13 protein-coding genes are annotated in these 17,316 nt (G+C 58.2%); 5 read left to right on the top strand and 8 right to left on the bottom strand.

The window, feature by feature from the left end; genetic code table 11:
- The first annotated feature begins 34 nt into the window (after nt 1-34).
- Together ACYVIA_RS13195 and ACYVIA_RS13190 are read left to right on the top strand one after the other, a co-directional pair.
- The gene (locus tag ACYVIA_RS13195; RefSeq protein ID WP_460841470.1) at nt 35-652 is read left to right on the top strand and encodes a Maf-like protein; all 618 of its coding nucleotides are present in this window, start codon (nt 35-37) and stop codon (nt 650-652) included.
- A gap of 3 nt (nt 653-655) precedes the next feature.
- Nucleotides 656-1,423 carry an SAM-dependent methyltransferase gene (locus ACYVIA_RS13190; protein ID WP_460841468.1) on the top strand — a complete coding sequence of 256 codons (768 nt, stop codon included), beginning with the start codon at nt 656-658 and terminating at the stop codon, nt 1,421-1,423.
- Nucleotides 1,424-1,727: 304 nt separating this feature from the next.
- Here the strand turns inward: ACYVIA_RS13190 and ACYVIA_RS13185 are convergent, their stop codons facing one another.
- Genes ACYVIA_RS13185 through rluC form a run of 4 tightly spaced genes read right to left on the bottom strand, consistent with a single transcriptional unit; the run spans nt 1,728 to nt 4,864 of the window.
- Nucleotides 1,728-2,729 carry a S49 family peptidase gene (locus tag ACYVIA_RS13185; protein ID WP_460841466.1) on the bottom strand — a complete coding sequence of 334 codons (1,002 nt, stop codon included), beginning with the start codon at nt 2,727-2,729 and terminating at the stop codon, nt 1,728-1,730.
- Nucleotides 2,730-2,765: 36 nt separating this feature from the next.
- Nucleotides 2,766-3,152, bottom strand: a complete 387-nt coding sequence (locus ACYVIA_RS13180; RefSeq protein WP_460841465.1) for a Rieske (2Fe-2S) protein — start codon at nt 3,150-3,152, stop codon at nt 2,766-2,768.
- The gene (locus ACYVIA_RS13175) at nt 3,145-3,804 is read right to left on the bottom strand and encodes an HAD-IIIA family hydrolase (RefSeq protein WP_460841463.1); all 660 of its coding nucleotides are present in this window, start codon (nt 3,802-3,804) and stop codon (nt 3,145-3,147) included. The genes ACYVIA_RS13180 and ACYVIA_RS13175 overlap by 8 nt, the downstream gene beginning before the upstream one ends.
- Nucleotides 3,805-3,838: 34 nt before the next feature.
- Complete coding sequence (rluC, locus tag ACYVIA_RS13170) at nt 3,839-4,864, bottom strand: 23S rRNA pseudouridine(955/2504/2580) synthase RluC (protein WP_460841461.1); 1,026 nt, start codon at nt 4,862-4,864, stop codon at nt 3,839-3,841.
- Nucleotides 4,865-5,428: 564 nt separating this feature from the next.
- Here rluC and ACYVIA_RS13165 point away from each other — a divergent pair.
- The 3 genes from ACYVIA_RS13165 (at nt 5,429) to moaA (ending at nt 11,475) form a co-directional block, all read left to right on the top strand.
- Nucleotides 5,429-8,458, top strand: a complete 3,030-nt coding sequence (locus ACYVIA_RS13165; RefSeq protein ID WP_460841460.1) for an Rne/Rng family ribonuclease — start codon at nt 5,429-5,431, stop codon at nt 8,456-8,458.
- A gap of 512 nt (nt 8,459-8,970) precedes the next feature.
- Nucleotides 8,971-10,311, top strand: coding sequence for a chromate efflux transporter (chrA, locus tag ACYVIA_RS13160; protein ID WP_460841458.1), 1,341 nt, complete (start codon nt 8,971-8,973; stop codon nt 10,309-10,311).
- 51 nt (nt 10,312-10,362) lie between these two features.
- The gene (moaA, locus tag ACYVIA_RS13155) at nt 10,363-11,475 is read left to right on the top strand and encodes a GTP 3',8-cyclase MoaA (RefSeq protein WP_460841456.1); all 1,113 of its coding nucleotides are present in this window, start codon (nt 10,363-10,365) and stop codon (nt 11,473-11,475) included.
- A gap of 113 nt (nt 11,476-11,588) precedes the next feature.
- Here the strand turns inward: moaA and ACYVIA_RS13150 are convergent, their stop codons facing one another.
- The 4 genes from ACYVIA_RS13150 to ACYVIA_RS13135 all read right to left on the bottom strand — a co-directional run bounded on the left by ACYVIA_RS13150 (nt 11,589) and on the right by ACYVIA_RS13135 (nt 17,292).
- Nucleotides 11,589-13,589, bottom strand: a complete 2,001-nt coding sequence (locus tag ACYVIA_RS13150) for an acyl CoA:acetate/3-ketoacid CoA transferase (protein WP_460841454.1) — start codon at nt 13,587-13,589, stop codon at nt 11,589-11,591.
- 111 nt (nt 13,590-13,700) lie between these two features.
- On the bottom strand, nt 13,701-15,014 hold the full coding sequence (locus ACYVIA_RS13145; protein ID WP_460841453.1) for a hemolysin family protein: 1,314 nt from the start codon (nt 15,012-15,014) through the stop codon (nt 13,701-13,703).
- Between the two features lie 343 nt (nt 15,015-15,357).
- Nucleotides 15,358-16,812, bottom strand: a complete 1,455-nt coding sequence (locus ACYVIA_RS13140) for a DNA recombination protein RmuC (RefSeq protein WP_460841451.1) — start codon at nt 16,810-16,812, stop codon at nt 15,358-15,360.
- 78 nt (nt 16,813-16,890) lie between these two features.
- Nucleotides 16,891-17,292 carry a group II truncated hemoglobin gene (locus ACYVIA_RS13135; RefSeq protein WP_460841450.1) on the bottom strand — a complete coding sequence of 134 codons (402 nt, stop codon included), beginning with the start codon at nt 17,290-17,292 and terminating at the stop codon, nt 16,891-16,893.
- Nucleotides 17,293-17,316: the final 24 nt, after the last annotated feature.

Below are 17,316 nucleotides of genomic sequence, written 5' to 3'. Positions count from 1 at the left end.
TTTTGAGCTGCAACCACTGAAGAACAAGGCGCAAATGACTGCACCGACCACTCTTTTTCCACGACTCATCCTGGCATCGAGCTCGAAATACCGAAAGGAACTACTGTCCCGACTACACTTGCCCTTCGAAATTCTTGTACCAAATATTGATGAAACGCCGCTTCCTGGCGAAGGGCCAGAAGAAACTGCGATTCGCCTTGCTAGAGAAAAGTCACGCGCTGTTGCAGCAAAGGCTGGCCCGGCCTTGGTAATTGGCTCCGATCAGGTGGCGACCCTCAATGGGAAGCAAATCGGAAAACCGGGCTCGCATGAAAACGCGTTGAGTCAACTTATGGAGATGCGTGGACGCGAAGTAGTTTTCCATACCGCGCTTTGCGTCTGGGACGGGCGCACTAAAAACTCCAATCAGGCTGCCCAAGTCGAGAATATCCAGACCTTCGTCACATTCCGAGACCTGCCCGAAGCCGAACTGGACGCGTATTTACGCATAGAACAGCCCTATGACTGCGCCGGAAGCGCGAAGAATGAAGGCTTGGGAATTGCGATCATTGAAAGAATTGAAAGCACCGATCCGACTGCATTGACAGGACTGCCGCTCATTGCACTGACAACCATGCTTCGACGCGCTGGCGTTTCTTTCTTCAGGGCCTAGAACATGACTGGAACCCTCTATCTCATTCCCTGCACTCTTGAAACACCGGGCACTGGCGGACTGGATTCAGCCGCGGCGAACGACTTGGCTTACATCATTCCGGAAGCAGTGCAGGCAGTTACCGCGCGACTCGATTACTTCATTGCAGAAAATGCAAAGAGTACGCGCGCCTATCTAAAAAAGATTTCCGCGGCACATCCGCTTGCGAAACCGATACAAGAAATCCAGATCAACGAATTAAATGTAAAAACGGACATCAACACCCTTCCCGACCTGCTTATCCCCGTAAAAGCCGGGCGGGATGCTGGATTGATCTCCGAGGCAGGTGTCCCTGCAGTGGCTGACCCGGGGGCGAACCTCGTACGCCTCGCGCACCAACAAGGAATCCAAGTCAAGCCACTGGTTGGTCCCTGCTCGCTGTTGCTGGCAGTAATGGCAAGTGGACTTAATGGACAGAGTTTTGCATTTAACGGTTATCTGCCCACCGACGCGGGGCAACGTGCCAAGCGAATTAAGTTGCTTGAAGATCGATCACGGACAGAAAAGCAGACACAACTGTTCATTGAGACGCCCTACAGGAATGCGGCGATGCTGGAGACCTTGTCCGCGACCTGCAATCCCAGTACGTTGATTTGCATTGCGACTGATTTGAGTCTGAAAACCGAATCGATCCTGACGCAACCTGCCAGCAGATGGCTTGCCGAGATCAGAGCGGGAAAGCTTCCGGCAATCCAGAAAAAGCCTACGGTGTTCCTGATGCTCGCAAGCTGAAGAACAACGGATCCATCAATGCGCAAAACGGCGGTATTGCGCCGCCGTTTTGCATGCCCATCGGGCAGTCTTCGAGAAGACCGAAGCTTCTCATAACCGCGTCCGAGACGCGGCAATAAGCGCCCGGTTCACGAGTTTTTCCTATCACATGCTTGTTATGCCGTACAAGGATCGAAACTGAACCGAACACTTTCAATATAAATCGTCGCTCGAAACTTTCAAGGAAATCCATCGAGACTGATACACAAAAGCCCTCGTGTCAGATACAAACAGTGCGCCCATAGCGCCCACAGTGAGCCAGGTGCTATTTAATTCCGGCCTTCAGTGTACCGCCCCAAACCGAGGTTGCGGCCCCTTCACCCACGGCACCGCCGAACTTCTTCAAGAGTCGCTCAGACAGCGCCTCATGTTGCGTGTAGTCAACAATATCCGTTGCTTTCAATTCGTCGCGCGCCACGGTATCCACGGTACCGAAACCGTCGGCAAGACCGATTTCGACCGCCTTGCTACCACTCCAGAACAGTCCGGAAAAGGTTTCCGGCGTTTCCTTTAGGCGGTCACCGCGCCCCTGCCGCACAACATCGATAAATTGCTGATGAATCTCATTCAGCATTTCCTGGGCATAGCTCTTGTGCTGCTGGCTTTGCGGACTGAAGGGATCCATGAATCCTTTGTTTTCACCTGCGGTCATCAACCGACGCTCAACACCGAGTTTTTCCATCAGGCCGGTAAACCCGAAGCCCTCCATCAGGACGCCGATGGAGCCGACAATGCTGGCCTTGTTGACGAAAATTTTGTCTGCAGCAGCAGCAATATAGTAGCCGCCTGATGCGCAAATTTCGTCAACCACAACATAGAGCGGCTTGCGCGGATATTCTTTCCGCAAACGGACGATTTCATCATTGATCATTCCCGCCTGCACCGGGCTGCCACCCGGGCTATTGATGCGAAGGATGATACCGACGGAATTCTCGTCGGCGAAAGCGCGATTGAGCGCCGGAATAACCGCGTCGGCGGCACCGGCCGTACCAGTTTCAATGGTTCCATCGATTTCGATCAATGCGGTATGTGTCCCGACCACTTCGGCTTCCTGATCGCCCAATCCGGATGCGATCCACAGACCAAAACCGATAAAAGCAAGAGTGACAAATCGAAAGAAAATATTCCAACGACGCCGCGCCCGCTGCTCCTTGAGCGCCGAAAAAGCCAGCTTTTCCAAGAGCTCTCGCTCCCAAGACCCAGTGGCGCGAGGTTGCGGCGGCGTCGGATTGCTTGAACTCATCTGGTCGTAGTTATTGTCAGTCATCTCTTCTTCCTGCTTTTGTTCCGATAGAGCCGGCGATTATGCCCGCATCGGCCTGATGTATTCATCAGGCCGCCAATAAATCCAGTTATCCTGCTCGAACACCGTGATGGGTTGCAAACGCCCTCCCTTGCATGGTCCGCCGGCACACCGGCCGTTCTCAGGCGTATAGATAGCACCATGCGTAGAACACATCAGATACAGTCCGCTGGACTCGAAGAAATCTCCTTCATTCCAGTCGAGTTCAATGGGCACGTGCGCACAGCGATTCAGGTATGCGTAGACAACATTGCCATAACGAATTACGAAACCGGTTCTATCCTCACCGCCGGCTGTTACCGGAAAGCGCACGCCTTTCCCGCCCTCAACAACAGCATCCGATGCACAAATGGGAATCGCTTCGCCATCCAAATGGGAACTATGCATTTTCCTGTAGCCACTGATGCAATTCAAACACTGAGTTCGCTGAAAACACCGGATTCAGCGCTTCAAGCTCGCTGCTCGAATGTGCCCCGTAATGAACCGCAATGCCTGCCGCACCTGCATTGGTTGCCATTTGCATATCGTGGGTGGTATCGCCGATCATCACCGTCCGTTGCATGTCTTGCCCAAGTTCGCGCGTCAGTTCCTGCAGCATGGCGGGATGCGGCTTAGAGAAGGTTTCGTCTGCGCAGCGGGTTGCGTCGAATACCGACAACAGGTTTGCCGCGTCCAGGGCGCGATTGAGTCCGACCCGGCTCTTGCCGGTCGCGACAGCAAGGAAGTAGCCCTGTTGAGATAGATCCGCAAGCATTTCCCTTACTCCATCAAACAGAGCCAGCCCCTTGTCCTTTGTCAGGTAGTGATAACGGTATCGCTCGACCATGTGCGGATAATACTTGGGCTCCAATCCGGGAAGAACCGCTTGCATTGCATCCTGGAGGCCAAGTCCTATCACATAGGACGCCTGCTTCTTGTCCGGTACCGGCAAACCGAGGTCTTTGGCGGCTGCCTGAATACAGGTAACGATAGTCGCGGTACTGTCCATCAACGTACCGTCCCAATCAAATACAATTAAATCGAATTGTCTTCTTGCCATGTCTTTCGGCGCCACAGATAGCGCCAATCCCTGATTAATAATTTGATTCTTCTTGCCCGCTTCCCTGCTCCAAGGTCTTCAAAAAGCGCTGGCACTCGGGAGGGAGCTGCGCCTTGAGCGTGACTTGCTCACCGGTCTCTGGATGGCGGAAAGTGATCTGGTGCGCGTGCAAAAACATGCGCTTGAGCGCTACGCGATCCCCGTCGGCTTTTTGCAGAACTTTGTTCAAGGCGAAATCGCCATATTTGTCATCCCCGACAATCGGAAAGCCCGATGACGCCAAGTGGACACGGATCTGGTGCGTACGGCCGGTTTTCAATTCTGCCTCGAGCAGCGCGAAGTCACCAAAACGCTTCACCAGGTTGAAAATGGTATGCGATGGCGCACCATCCGACTGCACCCGGACACGACGCTCGCCATCAGCGGTCGTATATTTAAACAACGGCAGCTTGACGTGCTGTCGATTATTCTGCCAAGCACCATGAATCAGTGTGAGATAGCGCTTATCCAGCAGACCTTCACGGATTTGCTCATGCAGGCTCGTCAATGCGGAGCGCTTCTTTGCCAACAACAGGATGCCGGACGTCTCCCGATCCAGGCGATGCACCAGTTCCAGAAACTTCGCCTGTGGCCGCGCAGCCCTTAACTGCTCGATGACGCCATAACTGACACCAGAGCCGCCGTGCACCGCCACGCCGGCCGGCTTGTCAATGACAAGCAAATGCGCATCCTCGAACAGGATGGCGAATTCTGCCCCAGGAACCGATTGTGCCGCCTTTTCCGCAACCCTGATGGGCGGCACGCGAACGACATCACCTTCCCTGAGGCGGTAGGTCTGGTCAATGCGCCCCTTGTTTACGCGAACTTCGCCAGAACGCAAAACGCGATAAATGTGGCTCTTGGGCACACCCTTGCAGATCCGAATCAAAAAATTATCGATCCGCTGGTCTGCCTCTTCTTCAGAAATGGTGACGAGACGGACTTGCGCCGGGGCGTGTGCGGACTGGTTAAATGAAGCCGAATCCGCCCGCTCCCCAGAAAATCTCGCTAAGTCCTTCATTTGTATATATAATTGTTTCGCCCCGGTTACAAGTCCGGTGCGCGTGTAAGAATAAAAAGCACATTCTACACAGGGGCGTCTCCACCGGCCTCGCCGAATTGCAAATTCGATGGAAAAGATGTGTATGCACCATCTTGCGCGAATCAGGGTTGCACCGCTGTTGCGATCGGATTGCGCACAATGATGTTGGACGAGATTGTTTGAAATTCAAGGATAAGTCCGGCAAGCACTTCGTTTGCGAATGCTTGCTGGTTGATGTGGTTGACCTCTGTTTGCCGACTCTGCTGGACCCCATGTTTTATTTGGCCCATTCAAGCTGCACGCCCCGCGAGGCTGCGCCCGATCCATCCGATTGGCGCAGCGCGGACGAAGTGTGCACCCGGCATCTGTATCAACCCCATTTGCGCCCCGTTGCGGCCCAAGCGCTCTCGTATCGCGCACCCGCACACTAAGGCAATTCCCTCCTCAAGCACTCCGTTCTCGCGTACATCCCTGTACCTGGCAGCACCGGCGAACTTCGCTATTGCTGCATAAAAAATGACCTCAGAGTCACGGAGCACAAAAATGAAACGAATGTTGTTCAACGCCACGCAGCAGGAAGAACTGCGCGTGGCCATTGTCGATGGACAAAAACTCATCGACATCGATATCGAGACGACCGGGCGAGAGCAGCGCAAGTCGAATATCTACAAGGGGGTCATCACCCGCATTGAACCCTCGCTCGAAGCCTGTTTCGTCAACTACGGCGAAGAGCGTCATGGATTCCTCCCGTTCAAGGAAGTGGCGCGAAGCTACTTCAAGGAAGGCGTCGATGTTCGTAACGCATCCATCAAGGATGCTTTGCGCGAAGGCCAGGAAATCATGGTTCAGGTCGAGAAGGAGGAGCGCGGCAACAAGGGCGCAGCCCTGACGTCCTTCATCTCCCTGGCTGGTCGCTATCTGGTACTGATGCCGAATAATCCGCGTGGTGGTGGCGTCTCGCGCCGTGTCGAGGGAGAAGACCGCCAGGAATTGCGCGAGACGATGGACAAGCTCGATCTGCCGTCCGGCATGTCGGTGATTGCGCGTACTGCAGGTATCGGTCGTAGCGTTGAAGAGCTGCAATGGGATTTGAATTACCTTATGCAGCTCTGGCGCGCGATTGAAGGCGCCGGCCAGTCATCACCCGGCGCTTTCCTGATTTATCAGGAGTCGTCGCTGGTGATTCGTGCGATCCGTGACTACTTCCAGCCGGATATCGGCGAGATCCTGATCGACACCGACGAAATTTACGAACAGGCTCAGCAGTTCATGAGCCACGTCATGCCGGACATGGTGCATCGGGTCAAGCGTTATCGTGACGATGTGCCGCTGTTCTCGCGCTTCCAGATCGAACACCAGATCGAAACCGCCTACTCCCGCACCGTCCCCCTGCCCTCCGGTGGCGCCATCGTCATCGACCATACTGAAGCACTCGTTTCCATCGACGTCAACTCCGCCCGCGCTACACGCGGCAGCGACATCGAAACCACCGCACTCCATACCAATCTCGAAGCCGCCGACGAAGTCGCGCGCCAGTTGCGCCTGCGCGACCTTGGCGGCCTGATCGTGATCGACTTCATCGACATGGAGAATGCGAAGAACCAGCGTGAAGTCGAAACCCGCCTGAAGGATGCGCTGCGCTATGACCGCGCCCGTGTCCAGATGGGCAAGATCTCCCGCTTCGGCCTGATGGAACTCTCGCGCCAGCGCCTGCGCCCATCCCTGTCCGAAGGCAGCCATGTGACCTGTCCGCGCTGCAATGGCACGGGACATATCCGTGATACCGAATCCTCTGCATTGCAAGTCCTGCGTATCATTCAGGAAGAGGCAATGAAGGAAAATTCCGCCGCGATCCATGTGCAGGCGCCGGTCGATGTTGCCGCGTTCCTGCTGAACGAGAAGCGAGGCGAAATCCTGAAGATCGAAACGCGCCATCGCGTGACGGTCATCATGATCCCAAACAAGCATCTGGAAACGCCGCATTACAAGCTTGAGCGCATCAAGCATGATGATCCGCGCCTGGAAGAGCCGCAAGCCAGCTATGACATGGCAGAGCAAGCGGATACCGACATTGCCTACGGCAAGCGTCAAAAGGAAGAGGTACGTCCGCGACAGGAAGCTGTGGTCAAAGGCATTACCCCGGAACAACCGGCACCTGTCGTCGAGCGCAAGCCGGTCGAACCGGCGCCCGCGCCGGCACCGGTCGCTGCACCTGCCGAAGAAGGCTTCTTCAGCCGTGTCTTCGGCTTCTTCCGCAAGAAGCAAGTGGCACCTGTCGTTGCTCCCGCACCAGTTGTTGAAGAAAAGCCGCAGCAAACCCGTGAGCGTGGCGACCGCAACGGCCGCAATCGCAACCGTGGCCGTGGCCGCGGCGGACGCGAGCGTGGCGAGGAACGAGAAACCGGCCGCACGGAAGGCCGCGCTGAAACGGCCAAGCAAGCCGCCCCGGCAGCAGAAACCCAGCAGACTCCGCGTCCCCCACGCCAGCCTCGCGAACCACGTGAACCGCGTGAGCCACGCGAAGCTCGCGAGCAGCGCGAAGGCCAGGAGACTCGCCGTGAACGTGGCGAGCGCCAGCAACGTCAGCGTGAAGAGCGCAAGGAAGCACCGACTGAAGAGCTGTTGAATGCTGCTCAGGTTGTCCCGATTGCTATTTCGCCGGCACCGGGGGTACCGGCAAGCGCGTCGGCAGCCGTACCGGGTGCTGAAGCTGAGCTGGAGGCAGGCGCACCTGCGCTGGAAGAAGGTACCGCAGAGCAAGGTGAGGAGCGTCGCCGTCGCCGTCGTCGCGGCGGTCGCAATCGCAATCGCCGTGACCGCGAGACAGGCGAACTGATCGCCGGCAGCGAGCTTGAAACCTCTGCAGAAGACGCGACTGAACAACAGGCAGTGCTGCCGGAAGTCGCCGAAGCCACAGAACCGACAGAAGCAGCAGTTCCTGCAACGGTGGCAGTTCCCGCCCAGGAGCCGGCACTTGCTGAAGTTGCAGTCTCTGCGGAAGAACCGGCACCTGCGGAGGAAGTGGTACCAGCCTCTGTCCAGGTCCAGGCGGCTGCTCCTGCCCCGGTTACTGCGCAGGCAACACCACAACCGGAGATGGCAACCACTCCTGCTCCCAGCGAAACCAGCGAACCTGCCCAAGCGACCAGCGCGGTAGCGGCCATGGAATCGCCGGCGGTCGAAGTCGAAGCAGAAGCGAATGCGGAAGCTCCTGCGCCTGCTCAGGAAGCTGCTGAAGTCATGGAAGTTGCAGCGCAACCGACGGCAGTAGCGCAGGCAGAAGAAGTCCTGCCTGCGTCGACGACACCGGTTCCGGCGGAGGCAGTTCCTGCCGCACCTGCGGCCGTCGAAACTGCGTTGCCCCCAGTTGCCCCGGCACCGATGCCGACCGACAATCTGCGTGAGATGCTGGCCGCGGCCGGGCTGACTCTTGCAGTGACCGATCCAGAAAAGCTGCGTGCAGCCCAGGAAGCCGCTTCAAAGCTTGTGCAGCCGCCGCGCGTTCCGCGTGAACGCAAGCCCTTGCCGCCGGTCTCGAATGAGCCGCTGATTCAGGTCGAGACCCGACGCTAAAGGCGGATCACTCCAGTGTCCCTTGTCAGCCATGGGACAATGCGGAAAATGAAAAAGGGAGCATTTGCCAAGCCTCTCGCTTAACCTGTTGAAAGCGGTTGATTGACCGGGCAAATAGCCCCGTAAGTTCAACGACTTACGGGGCTTTCTGTTTGTCGAACTCAATCACGCCAGAGGATGCTGAACCTAGCCCGGCTCCAATGGTGCTCAAAAGGGTCGACGCTGAACTCACAGCAGGCGCACGGCGTCTGTTGCGGATAAAGTTCAGCGAGCCCCGCTGATTTCCAAGGCACAGATTATCGTTTTGGCCGGTCGGAAGGTTCCTGCAGTTCGCTTATACCCCTGCATTCGCCGCAGCACCTTGGCGACCCCGACCAATGAAAAAAGGCCGCATCCTTGCGAATGCGGCCCTTCAATCAGCCTTTGGCTATCCCAAAACCTTCAACAGGTTAAGCGAGGGGCTTGAGCATTTGCTCCCTTTTTTCTTCCTGCTACCGAAAAACCGAACACACATGGATAAGACCTTGGAACGCCACTTCAGCCCGGTAGGCCTCCGGGAGGCATTCTGGTATTGGCTGAAACTCGGCTTCATCAGTTTCGGCGGCCCAGCCGGGCAAATCGCCATCATGCATGCTGACCTGGTGGAAAAGCGCCGCTGGATCTCCGAGCAACGGTTCCTGCACGCGCTTAACTATTGCATGCTGCTGCCCGGCCCGGAGGCGACCCAGCTCGCCGTCTATATCGGCTGGCTGATGCACCGCACATGGGGCGGCATTATTGCCGGAACGCTCTTCATTTTGCCGTCCCTGTTAATCCTCTGCGTCTTGTCCTGGATGTACGTTTCGTTCGGCGATGCACCGGTCATCAACGGAGTGTTGTATGGAATCAAACCCGCCGTCGTTGCAATCGTGCTCGCTGCAGCGTGGCGCATCGGCAATCGCACGCTGAAAAACCGATGGCTGGCGGCGATTGCAATTGCCTCCTTTGTGGCGATTATCAGCAACGTGCCATTCCCGATGATCGTGGCGGGAGCCGCGGTAATCGGTTTCATTGGCGGCAGATGGGTGCCGGACAAATTCAGGCTCGGTAGCGGTCCCGCATTACGGCAGGATAATTCCCGCAGCCCTGCCCTGATCGATGATGAAACGCCCACACCTCACCATGCACGCTTTTCCTGGCGCCGGCTGGTCATATCCAGTGCTTTCGGTGTTGGTCTCGGCCTTGCTGCCTGGGCAGCGATTGCAGCACGCTTCGGCCTGTCCGATCCGCTAGCGCACATGAGCGTATTCTTTACGAAGGCTGCGCTGATGACTTTTGGCGGAGCGTATGCCGTTCTGCCTTATGTTTATCAAGGTGCCGTAGAAACCTACCACTGGGCGACACCGGCACAGATGATTGACGGCCTGGCGCTTGGCGAGACCACGCCGGGGCCGCTGATCATGATTGTTGCGTTCGTCGGCTTCATCGGAGGCTGGACCAAGGAGGTGTTCGGCGCGGAGGCATTATTGATGTCCGGCATCGCCGGTGCTGCCGTTGCCACCTTCTTTACGTTCCTGCCGTCTTTTCTCTTCATTCTCGTGGGCGGCCCTTTGGTCGAATCCACGCGCGACAACATTCGCCTCACCGCACCACTGACGGCCATCTCTGCGGCGGTGGTCGGCGTCATTGTCAGTCTCGCAGTGTTTTTTGCGGAACATGTATTCCTTCTTGCAAGGCCCTTCTTGCAATGGGATTGGATTGCCATAGTTATCGCTGCGGCCGCAAGCGTGGCACTGTTGCGGTATCAGGCCAATACAATCAAGCTGATCGGCGCCTGTGCGCTTGCCGGGCTCGTGGTATCGTATGTGCGTTAGCCAGTCCGCCGTTTTTTCTGCTGTTCCACAGACTGCTGTTTCGCTTCCCGCATGTCCGATCGATTTATCCCTATCACCGACCATCGCACCCGTTCTTCCCTGCCGGCTCCTGACGTGCTGGAAGCACCGACCGGTTTGCTGGCGGATGCCCTCGCCCGCTCGCTGCAGGATTTGCGCATCTCGGTGACGGATCGCTGCAATTTCCGCTGTGTCTATTGCATGCCCAAGGAGGTCTTCGACAAGGACCATCCTTTCCTGCCGCACTCCGCCTTGCTGTCGTTTGAGGAGATCACGCGAATTGCAAAGATCTTCGTCGCACATGGCGTGCGCAAACTGCGCCTGACCGGCGGCGAACCGCTGCTGCGCAAGAACATCGAAAACCTGATTTCGATGCTGAGCGACTTGAAGACGCCGGAGGGTCATTATCTCGACCTGACCCTGACGACGAATGCATCGCTCCTCGCAAGGAAAGCGCAGGCCTTGAAAGATGCGGGCCTGCAACGAGTGACTGTCTCCCTCGACTCCCTGGACGACGCCACATTCCGGCGCATGAACGACGTGGATTTTCCCGTCGCCGATGTTTTGCGGGGCATCGAGGCTGCACACAAGGTGGGACTCGGACCGATCAAGATCAACATGGTGGTCAAGGGCGGCATGAACGACCAGGAAATCGTACCGATGGCGCGGCACTTCAAAGGCACGCCGTTCATCCTGCGCTTTATCGAATACATGGACGTAGGCGCCAGCAACGGCTGGAAAATGGATGAAGTGATCCCGTCTGCCGAAGTCGTGCGCAGGATCAGCGCCGAGATGCCCCTGCAGGAGATCGAGCCAAACTATACCGGCGAAACGGCCGAGCGTTGGCGCTATGCAGACGGCAGTGGAGAAATCGGCGTGATATCGAGCGTCACGCGTGCCTTCTGCAGCGAATGCACGCGCGCGCGGTTGTCGACCGAAGGGAAACTGTACACCTGCCTGTTTGCGTCCGACGGCCATGACCTGCGCGCGCTGCTGCGCAGCGGGCGCAGCGATGAAGAAATCTCGACCGTTGTCGCGCACTTGTGGCGCGCCCGCACCGACCGGTATTCGGAATTGCGTACAGCGAACACGCCCGGTTCCACACAGTCGGCGCGCAAGGTGGAGATGTCCTACATCGGAGGATGAGAGCGCGATCGCGCCCTCTGCTCCGTATATTCAGCGTAACCGGCCTACTCCGATCGGCGTTTGCCTTAGCCATGGCAAGCACGCGAACCTGATACTCCCCCCCGAAAATCAGCTCAGTCGCTGAGATGCGAAAACGCTTCCTCGCGGCTTGCGTACAGCGACGGTTCGGTATGGTGCCGCTGGAATGCCGTGCCGAAGTAACTGCGCATGAACGCACTGCTCGTATAGCGGGTGACACGGCAGTAGTAGCGTTCGGCAAGGTCATGCACCATGTCGACATACCCATCGAGCAATTCCGGCGCGATCGAAAAATTATCGTAATTCACAACCGCAGGCACCTTCTTGTCGAGCGGTTTCAGCAGCCTTTCGACGTGGTCGCGGATGGCTTCGATATCGGCGACGTTCCGCACTTCAAAGCCTTCGAAATTCACGAAGAAGACATTGCGCTTGCCGTCGTATGCGAGGCGCTGCTCCAGCGGCAAATACAGGATGTCATTGCGCAGCCCCATTGGCGTGCGTTGGAATATGCGCGCGTCCATGATCTTGAGGTTAGGACTGACCAACGGCCGGAAGCGCATCTGCGCCAGCACATCGCGCTCAAGGTCAATGCCGGGTGCGATCTCGATCACCTCCAGCCCTTCCAGCACCAGACGGAAAACGCAGCGCTCGGTGATGTACAACACGGTCTGCGCGCGTTGCATGGCGTATTCACCGCTGAACGTCCTGTGCTCGACGGCGTCGACAAACTTCGGCGCAGCACCTTCGCGCTTGATGCGCAACTGTCCGTTGGCGATGGCGACTTCGAGTCCGCCCGCAGTGAAGGTGCCGACGAACACGACCTTCTTCGCATTCTGGCTGATATTGATGAACCCGCCGGCGCCTGCGAGGCGGGGACCGAATTTGCTGACATTGAGGTTGCCGTGCCGGTCCGCCTGGGCAAGCCCCAGAAAAGCAACGTCGAGGCCGCCGCCATCGTAAAAGTCGAACTGGTACGGCTGGTCGATGATCGCAGCGGCATTGGTCGCCGCACCAAAATTCAGGCCGCCGGCAGGAATGCCCCCGATCACGCCGGGCTCCGTCGTCAGCGTGACAAGGTCGAGCACCTTCTCCTCCGCCGCGACGCTGGCTACGCCTTCCGGCATGCCGATGCCGAGGTTGACGACGTTGTTCGGCTTGATCTCCAGAAGCGCGCGACGTGCGATGATCTTGCGCTCGCTCATTTCCATCGGCTGGATGGACGACAGCGGCACGCGCATTTCGCTGGCAAACGCGGCGCTATACGGTTCGATGAAGGTTTGCATCTGGTACTCGCTCTTTTCCGCAACGACCACGCAATCGACGAGGATGCCGGGGATCTTCACCTGTCGCGGATTCAGCGAGCCGCTTTCGGCGATGCGCTCGACCTGGGCGATCACGATGCCGCCGGAGTTGTGCGCCGCCATCGCAATTGCCAGCGCCTCCAGCGTGAGCGCTTCTTTCTCCATCGTGATGTTGCCGTCCGGGTCGGCGGTGGTGCCGCGGATGATCCCGACATTGATCGGGACGGCCTTATAAAACAGGTACTCCTTGCCGCCGACCGTCATTAGTTCGACCAGGTCTTCGGTGGTGGAGTCGTTGATCTTTCCACCTCCATGGCGCGGGTCGACGAAGGTGCCGAGGCCGACCGTTGTCAGCACGCCGGGCTTGCCGGCCGCAATGTCGCGGAACAGGTGGGTGATGACGCCTTGCGGCAGGTTGTAGGCTTCGATCTTGTTGGCAATCGCCAGCTGCTGCAGCTTGGGCACCAGGCCCCAATGGCCGCCGATGACGCGCTTGATCAGGCCTTCATGTCCGAGATGGTTGAGGCCGCGCTCCTTGCCGTCGCCCTGCCCGGCCGCATAGATGAGTGTGAGATTGCCCGGCGTGCCCTTGCCGAGCAATTCTTCTTCGCTCTCCAGGAAGCGTTTCTCCAACGCGATGGCAATGTTTTCTGCAAAGCCGATGCCGACAAAGCCGCCGGTCGCAATCGTGTCGCCATCATGAATCAGGCGGACTGCTTCCGCAGCAGTGACGATCTTGTTGCGGCTGGAAGGACGGGACCCGCCCGACATGGGATCCGAAAGACGATGAGCCATGACCTCCTCCTTGACATGATGACGTCCATTGGACGCGGACAGCCTGTCTTTTCGTGAACAGCTTCAAAGGGCAATTCCGGGTGCCCCTCCGCAGAGAACATGCAAACCGCGTCAGCCCGGATCGGACTTGTTCTCGGCCGTATCCGGCGACTTGCGCGTGGCCAGCACCTTGTCGATCCGCTTTCCGTCCAGATCGACAATCTCGAAGATCCAGTCTTCCCATTCGCAACTGTCCGACGTTTGCGGCAGCCGACCCATGAGCAGCATCATCATTCCGCTCAACGTGTTGTAGCGACCGCGTTCCTCTTCCGGCACGCCCTTGAGGCTCAGGCGGTCCTTCAGTTCCGGCACCGGAATCAGGCCGTCCAGCAGCCACGAACCGTCATCGCGCTGCACTGCCCACGCATCTTCGGCGCGATGTGTCTTGAACTCGCCGGTAATCGCTTCCATCACGTCCTGCAAGGTGACAATGCCCTGCACCTCGCCGTACTCGTCGACGATAAAGGCGAGCTTGACACCGGAGTTCTTGAAATTTTCCAGCAGCTCCATGCCGGTCAGGGATTCGGGCAGGAAGACTGCCGGCTGCAAGCTGTCCGTCAGGCTCGGCTTTTCACCGCGCAAGGTCTGCGTGAGCCACTGACGTGCATTGGCCACGCCAAGCACTTCCTCCCAGCCTCCGCGCACCACCGGGAAGCGGGAATGCTCGCTCTCCTCGAAGCGCTTGAGGTTTTCTTCCAGCGGTTCGTTGACATCGAAATAGACAATCTCGCTACGCGGCACCATCAGCGACGCGATCTGCCGGTCGTCGAGGCGGAACACGTTGCGTACCATCTGGTGCTCATGCTGTTCAATCACGCCCGCGCTTGAGCCTTCGGCCAGCATCAGGTGGATCTCCTCCTGGGTGACGCTGGGCTCAAGGCGTTCCTTCACGCCAAAGGAGCGCAATACGATTTGCGTGGAGCCCGACAACAAGCGCACAAAAGGTTTGGTCAACGCAGCAAGCAACAGCATCGGGCGCGCAACGATGCGGGCGATCGGCTCCGGGCTGATCTGCCCGATGCGCTTGGGCACAAGTTCACCAAGCACGATCGTGAAGTAAGTGATGCTGACCACGACCAGGCCGGTCGCAAGGTATTCGGACCAGTCGGCATCGACGCCCATGCGCTGCAGCCACACGCTGAACGGAAAAGCCAGCGTGGCTTCACCGACGATACCGTTGAGGATACCGATGGAAGTGATGCCGATCTGTACAGTGGAAAGAAAGCGATTCGGGTCATCGCCTAACTGGATTGCCGCGCCGGCAGCGGTATCGCCCTCCTCTGCCAGGCGCTGAAGGCGGGCCTTGCGCGCAGTGACGAGCGCAATTTCCGACATGGCGAACACACCGTTGAGAACGATCAAACCAAAAAGTATCGCAATTTCCATAGCTTAGGTCCTGCCGGACGCCGGGAGAAAAACAAGCAGCGAGCCATCGCCGGAGAAGTTCGGCGACGATGCTGAGAACTTATCACAAATACAGCGCATTTCCGTCTAAAACGCCGCAACAGGCTACTGAAAAACTACTGCGCGTCGGATATGGCCGGATAGGCATCCCCTGGCAAATCGAGAATAAAAAGCGTTCGACCGTGGTTCGCGTCCATCCGGCTAGGCTGTGTTTGACAAGCGTAGCGAGCGGTTCGGAGTGGTGTCGAGGAGCGCACGCGCACGACTGGTACGCCGAGCACCGCAGACATCAATCCGGGCCGTGCAGTAGCTTGTCAAACACGGCCTAGTCGTCACTGGCGTCGTGAGTGTCGGGCCCGAGAAGAAGCTGTGCTGCTTCCGACGGCAGCGCTTCCACCGATTTCAGCTTGCGGCTCATCTGGCGCGTCCGGGTCTCGGCCTGCTCGATATTCTTCGCTGCCCGTTCCAGCGTGCTCTTTGTCGCCGCAAGCACGTCCCCGAACTTGCCGAACTCGGTCTTCACCGCACCCAGCACTTGCCACACCTCGGACGAGCGCTTTTCCAGCGCCAATGTACGGAAACCCATCTGCAGGCTGTTGAGCAGGGCCGACAGCGTGGATGGCCCGGCAATGCTGACGCGGCAGGCGCGCTGCAATTCATCCGCCAGGCCGGGACGGCGCATCACCTCGGCATACAGGCCCTCGGTCGGCAGGAACATGATGGCAAAATCAGTGGTCAGCGGCGGCGACACGTACTTGTCGGCGATCGACTTCGCTTCCACGCGCACCGCGCGTTCGAGCTCCCGCCCAGCCTGCGCGACGCCGTCCGCGTCCGCAGCTTCGGCCGCTTCGACCAAGCGTTCGTACTGTTCCTTCGGGAACTTTGCATCGATCGGCATCCATACCGGGCGGGCACCATCATCCTGTCCGGGAAGCTTGATGGCGAACTCGACGCGTTCGCCGGTGCCGGGCACAGTCTCGACATTCTTCGCATACTGGTCCGGCGTGAGTACCTGTTCGAGCAGCATTTCGAGCTGCACTTCGCCCCATGTGCCGCGCGTCTTCACATTGGTCAGCACGCGCTTGAGGTCGCCGACGCCGATGGCGAGCTGCTGCATCTCGCCCAGACCCTGGTGCACCTTTTCAAGCCGGTCCGATACCAGCTTGAAGGACTCGCCGAGCCGCTGCTCGAGGGTCGCATGCAGTTTTTCATCGACGGTCTTGCGCATTTCCTCGAGGCGAGCGCCATTGTCCGCCTGCAGATCGCTGATCTTTGCCTCCAGCGTGGCGCGCACCTCGGCCATGCGTTGCGCATTGGATTCGGTCAATGTGGAGAGTGACTGGTTCAACGTGTCACCGAAGCGCTTCAGTGCGGCCGCCTGCTCTTCCCGTCCTGCACGGGCTTGCAAGGTAATCGCTTGCCGCATGGATTCGAGCTGCTGCGCATTCGCCTCGTTCAGTTTGGCAAGCTGTTGCGCGAAGGTGTCGATCTGGTTGTTCTGGATTGTTGCCACGCTCGTCAGTTGCGCGGTGAGGGTCTGCTGGAACTGGGCGAGGCTGCCGCTCAGCTCCTGCCGGGTGCTTTGCGCACTGGCCTGTACCTGGTGACGCAACTCGCGCTCGATGCGTTCGCTCGTTTGCTGCTGGTGCTGTTGCAGTGCGTCCTTGAGTTGCAGCAGTTGCCCCGCGTTGTCCGTACCCCGCGCACGTAACAGGAGGACGATCTGCAGGATCAGGACGGCGGCGATGAGCAACAGGAAAATGATGTCGGTTGGGTTCATGGAGCAGTTGTCAGGGAGCTAGGCTGCATCTCCTTTGCATCCTTCGATTCGAAAGTGATTGCCCGTGTCAGCGCAAACTCAGTCTGCCTTGTTCCGCATCCAGTCGGCGGTCTGGTAGAAGGCCTGCATCAGGCGCTCCTGCATCGATTCCGGCAGGCCGACTTCCTGCATCGCCCAAGCCATGCAGCGCAGCCACTGGTCGCGCTCATCGGATGCAATCGCATACGGCATGTGACGCGCACGCAAGCGCGGATGGCCGTGCCGTTCGATATACAAATCAGGTCCGCCCATCCAGCCGGACAAGAACCAGAAAAGCTTGTCGCGCGAGCTGTCCATCGGGGTCGGGTGCATCGCACGGATGCCGGCGAATTCCGGCTCCAGCTCCATCAGGTCATAAAAGCGGTCAACCAGTTCACGCAGTTTTTCGGCACCGCCTAGCAATTCATAAGCAGTCTTCTGCTGGGTATCCTCGGTAGTCATAGGGGGAGATGATAGCGCATCGAA

This window comes from Noviherbaspirillum agri (genome assembly GCF_054780595.1).
The sequence above is the reverse complement of the archived record's forward strand: the minus strand, read 5'-3'. Positions and strand labels throughout refer to the sequence as shown.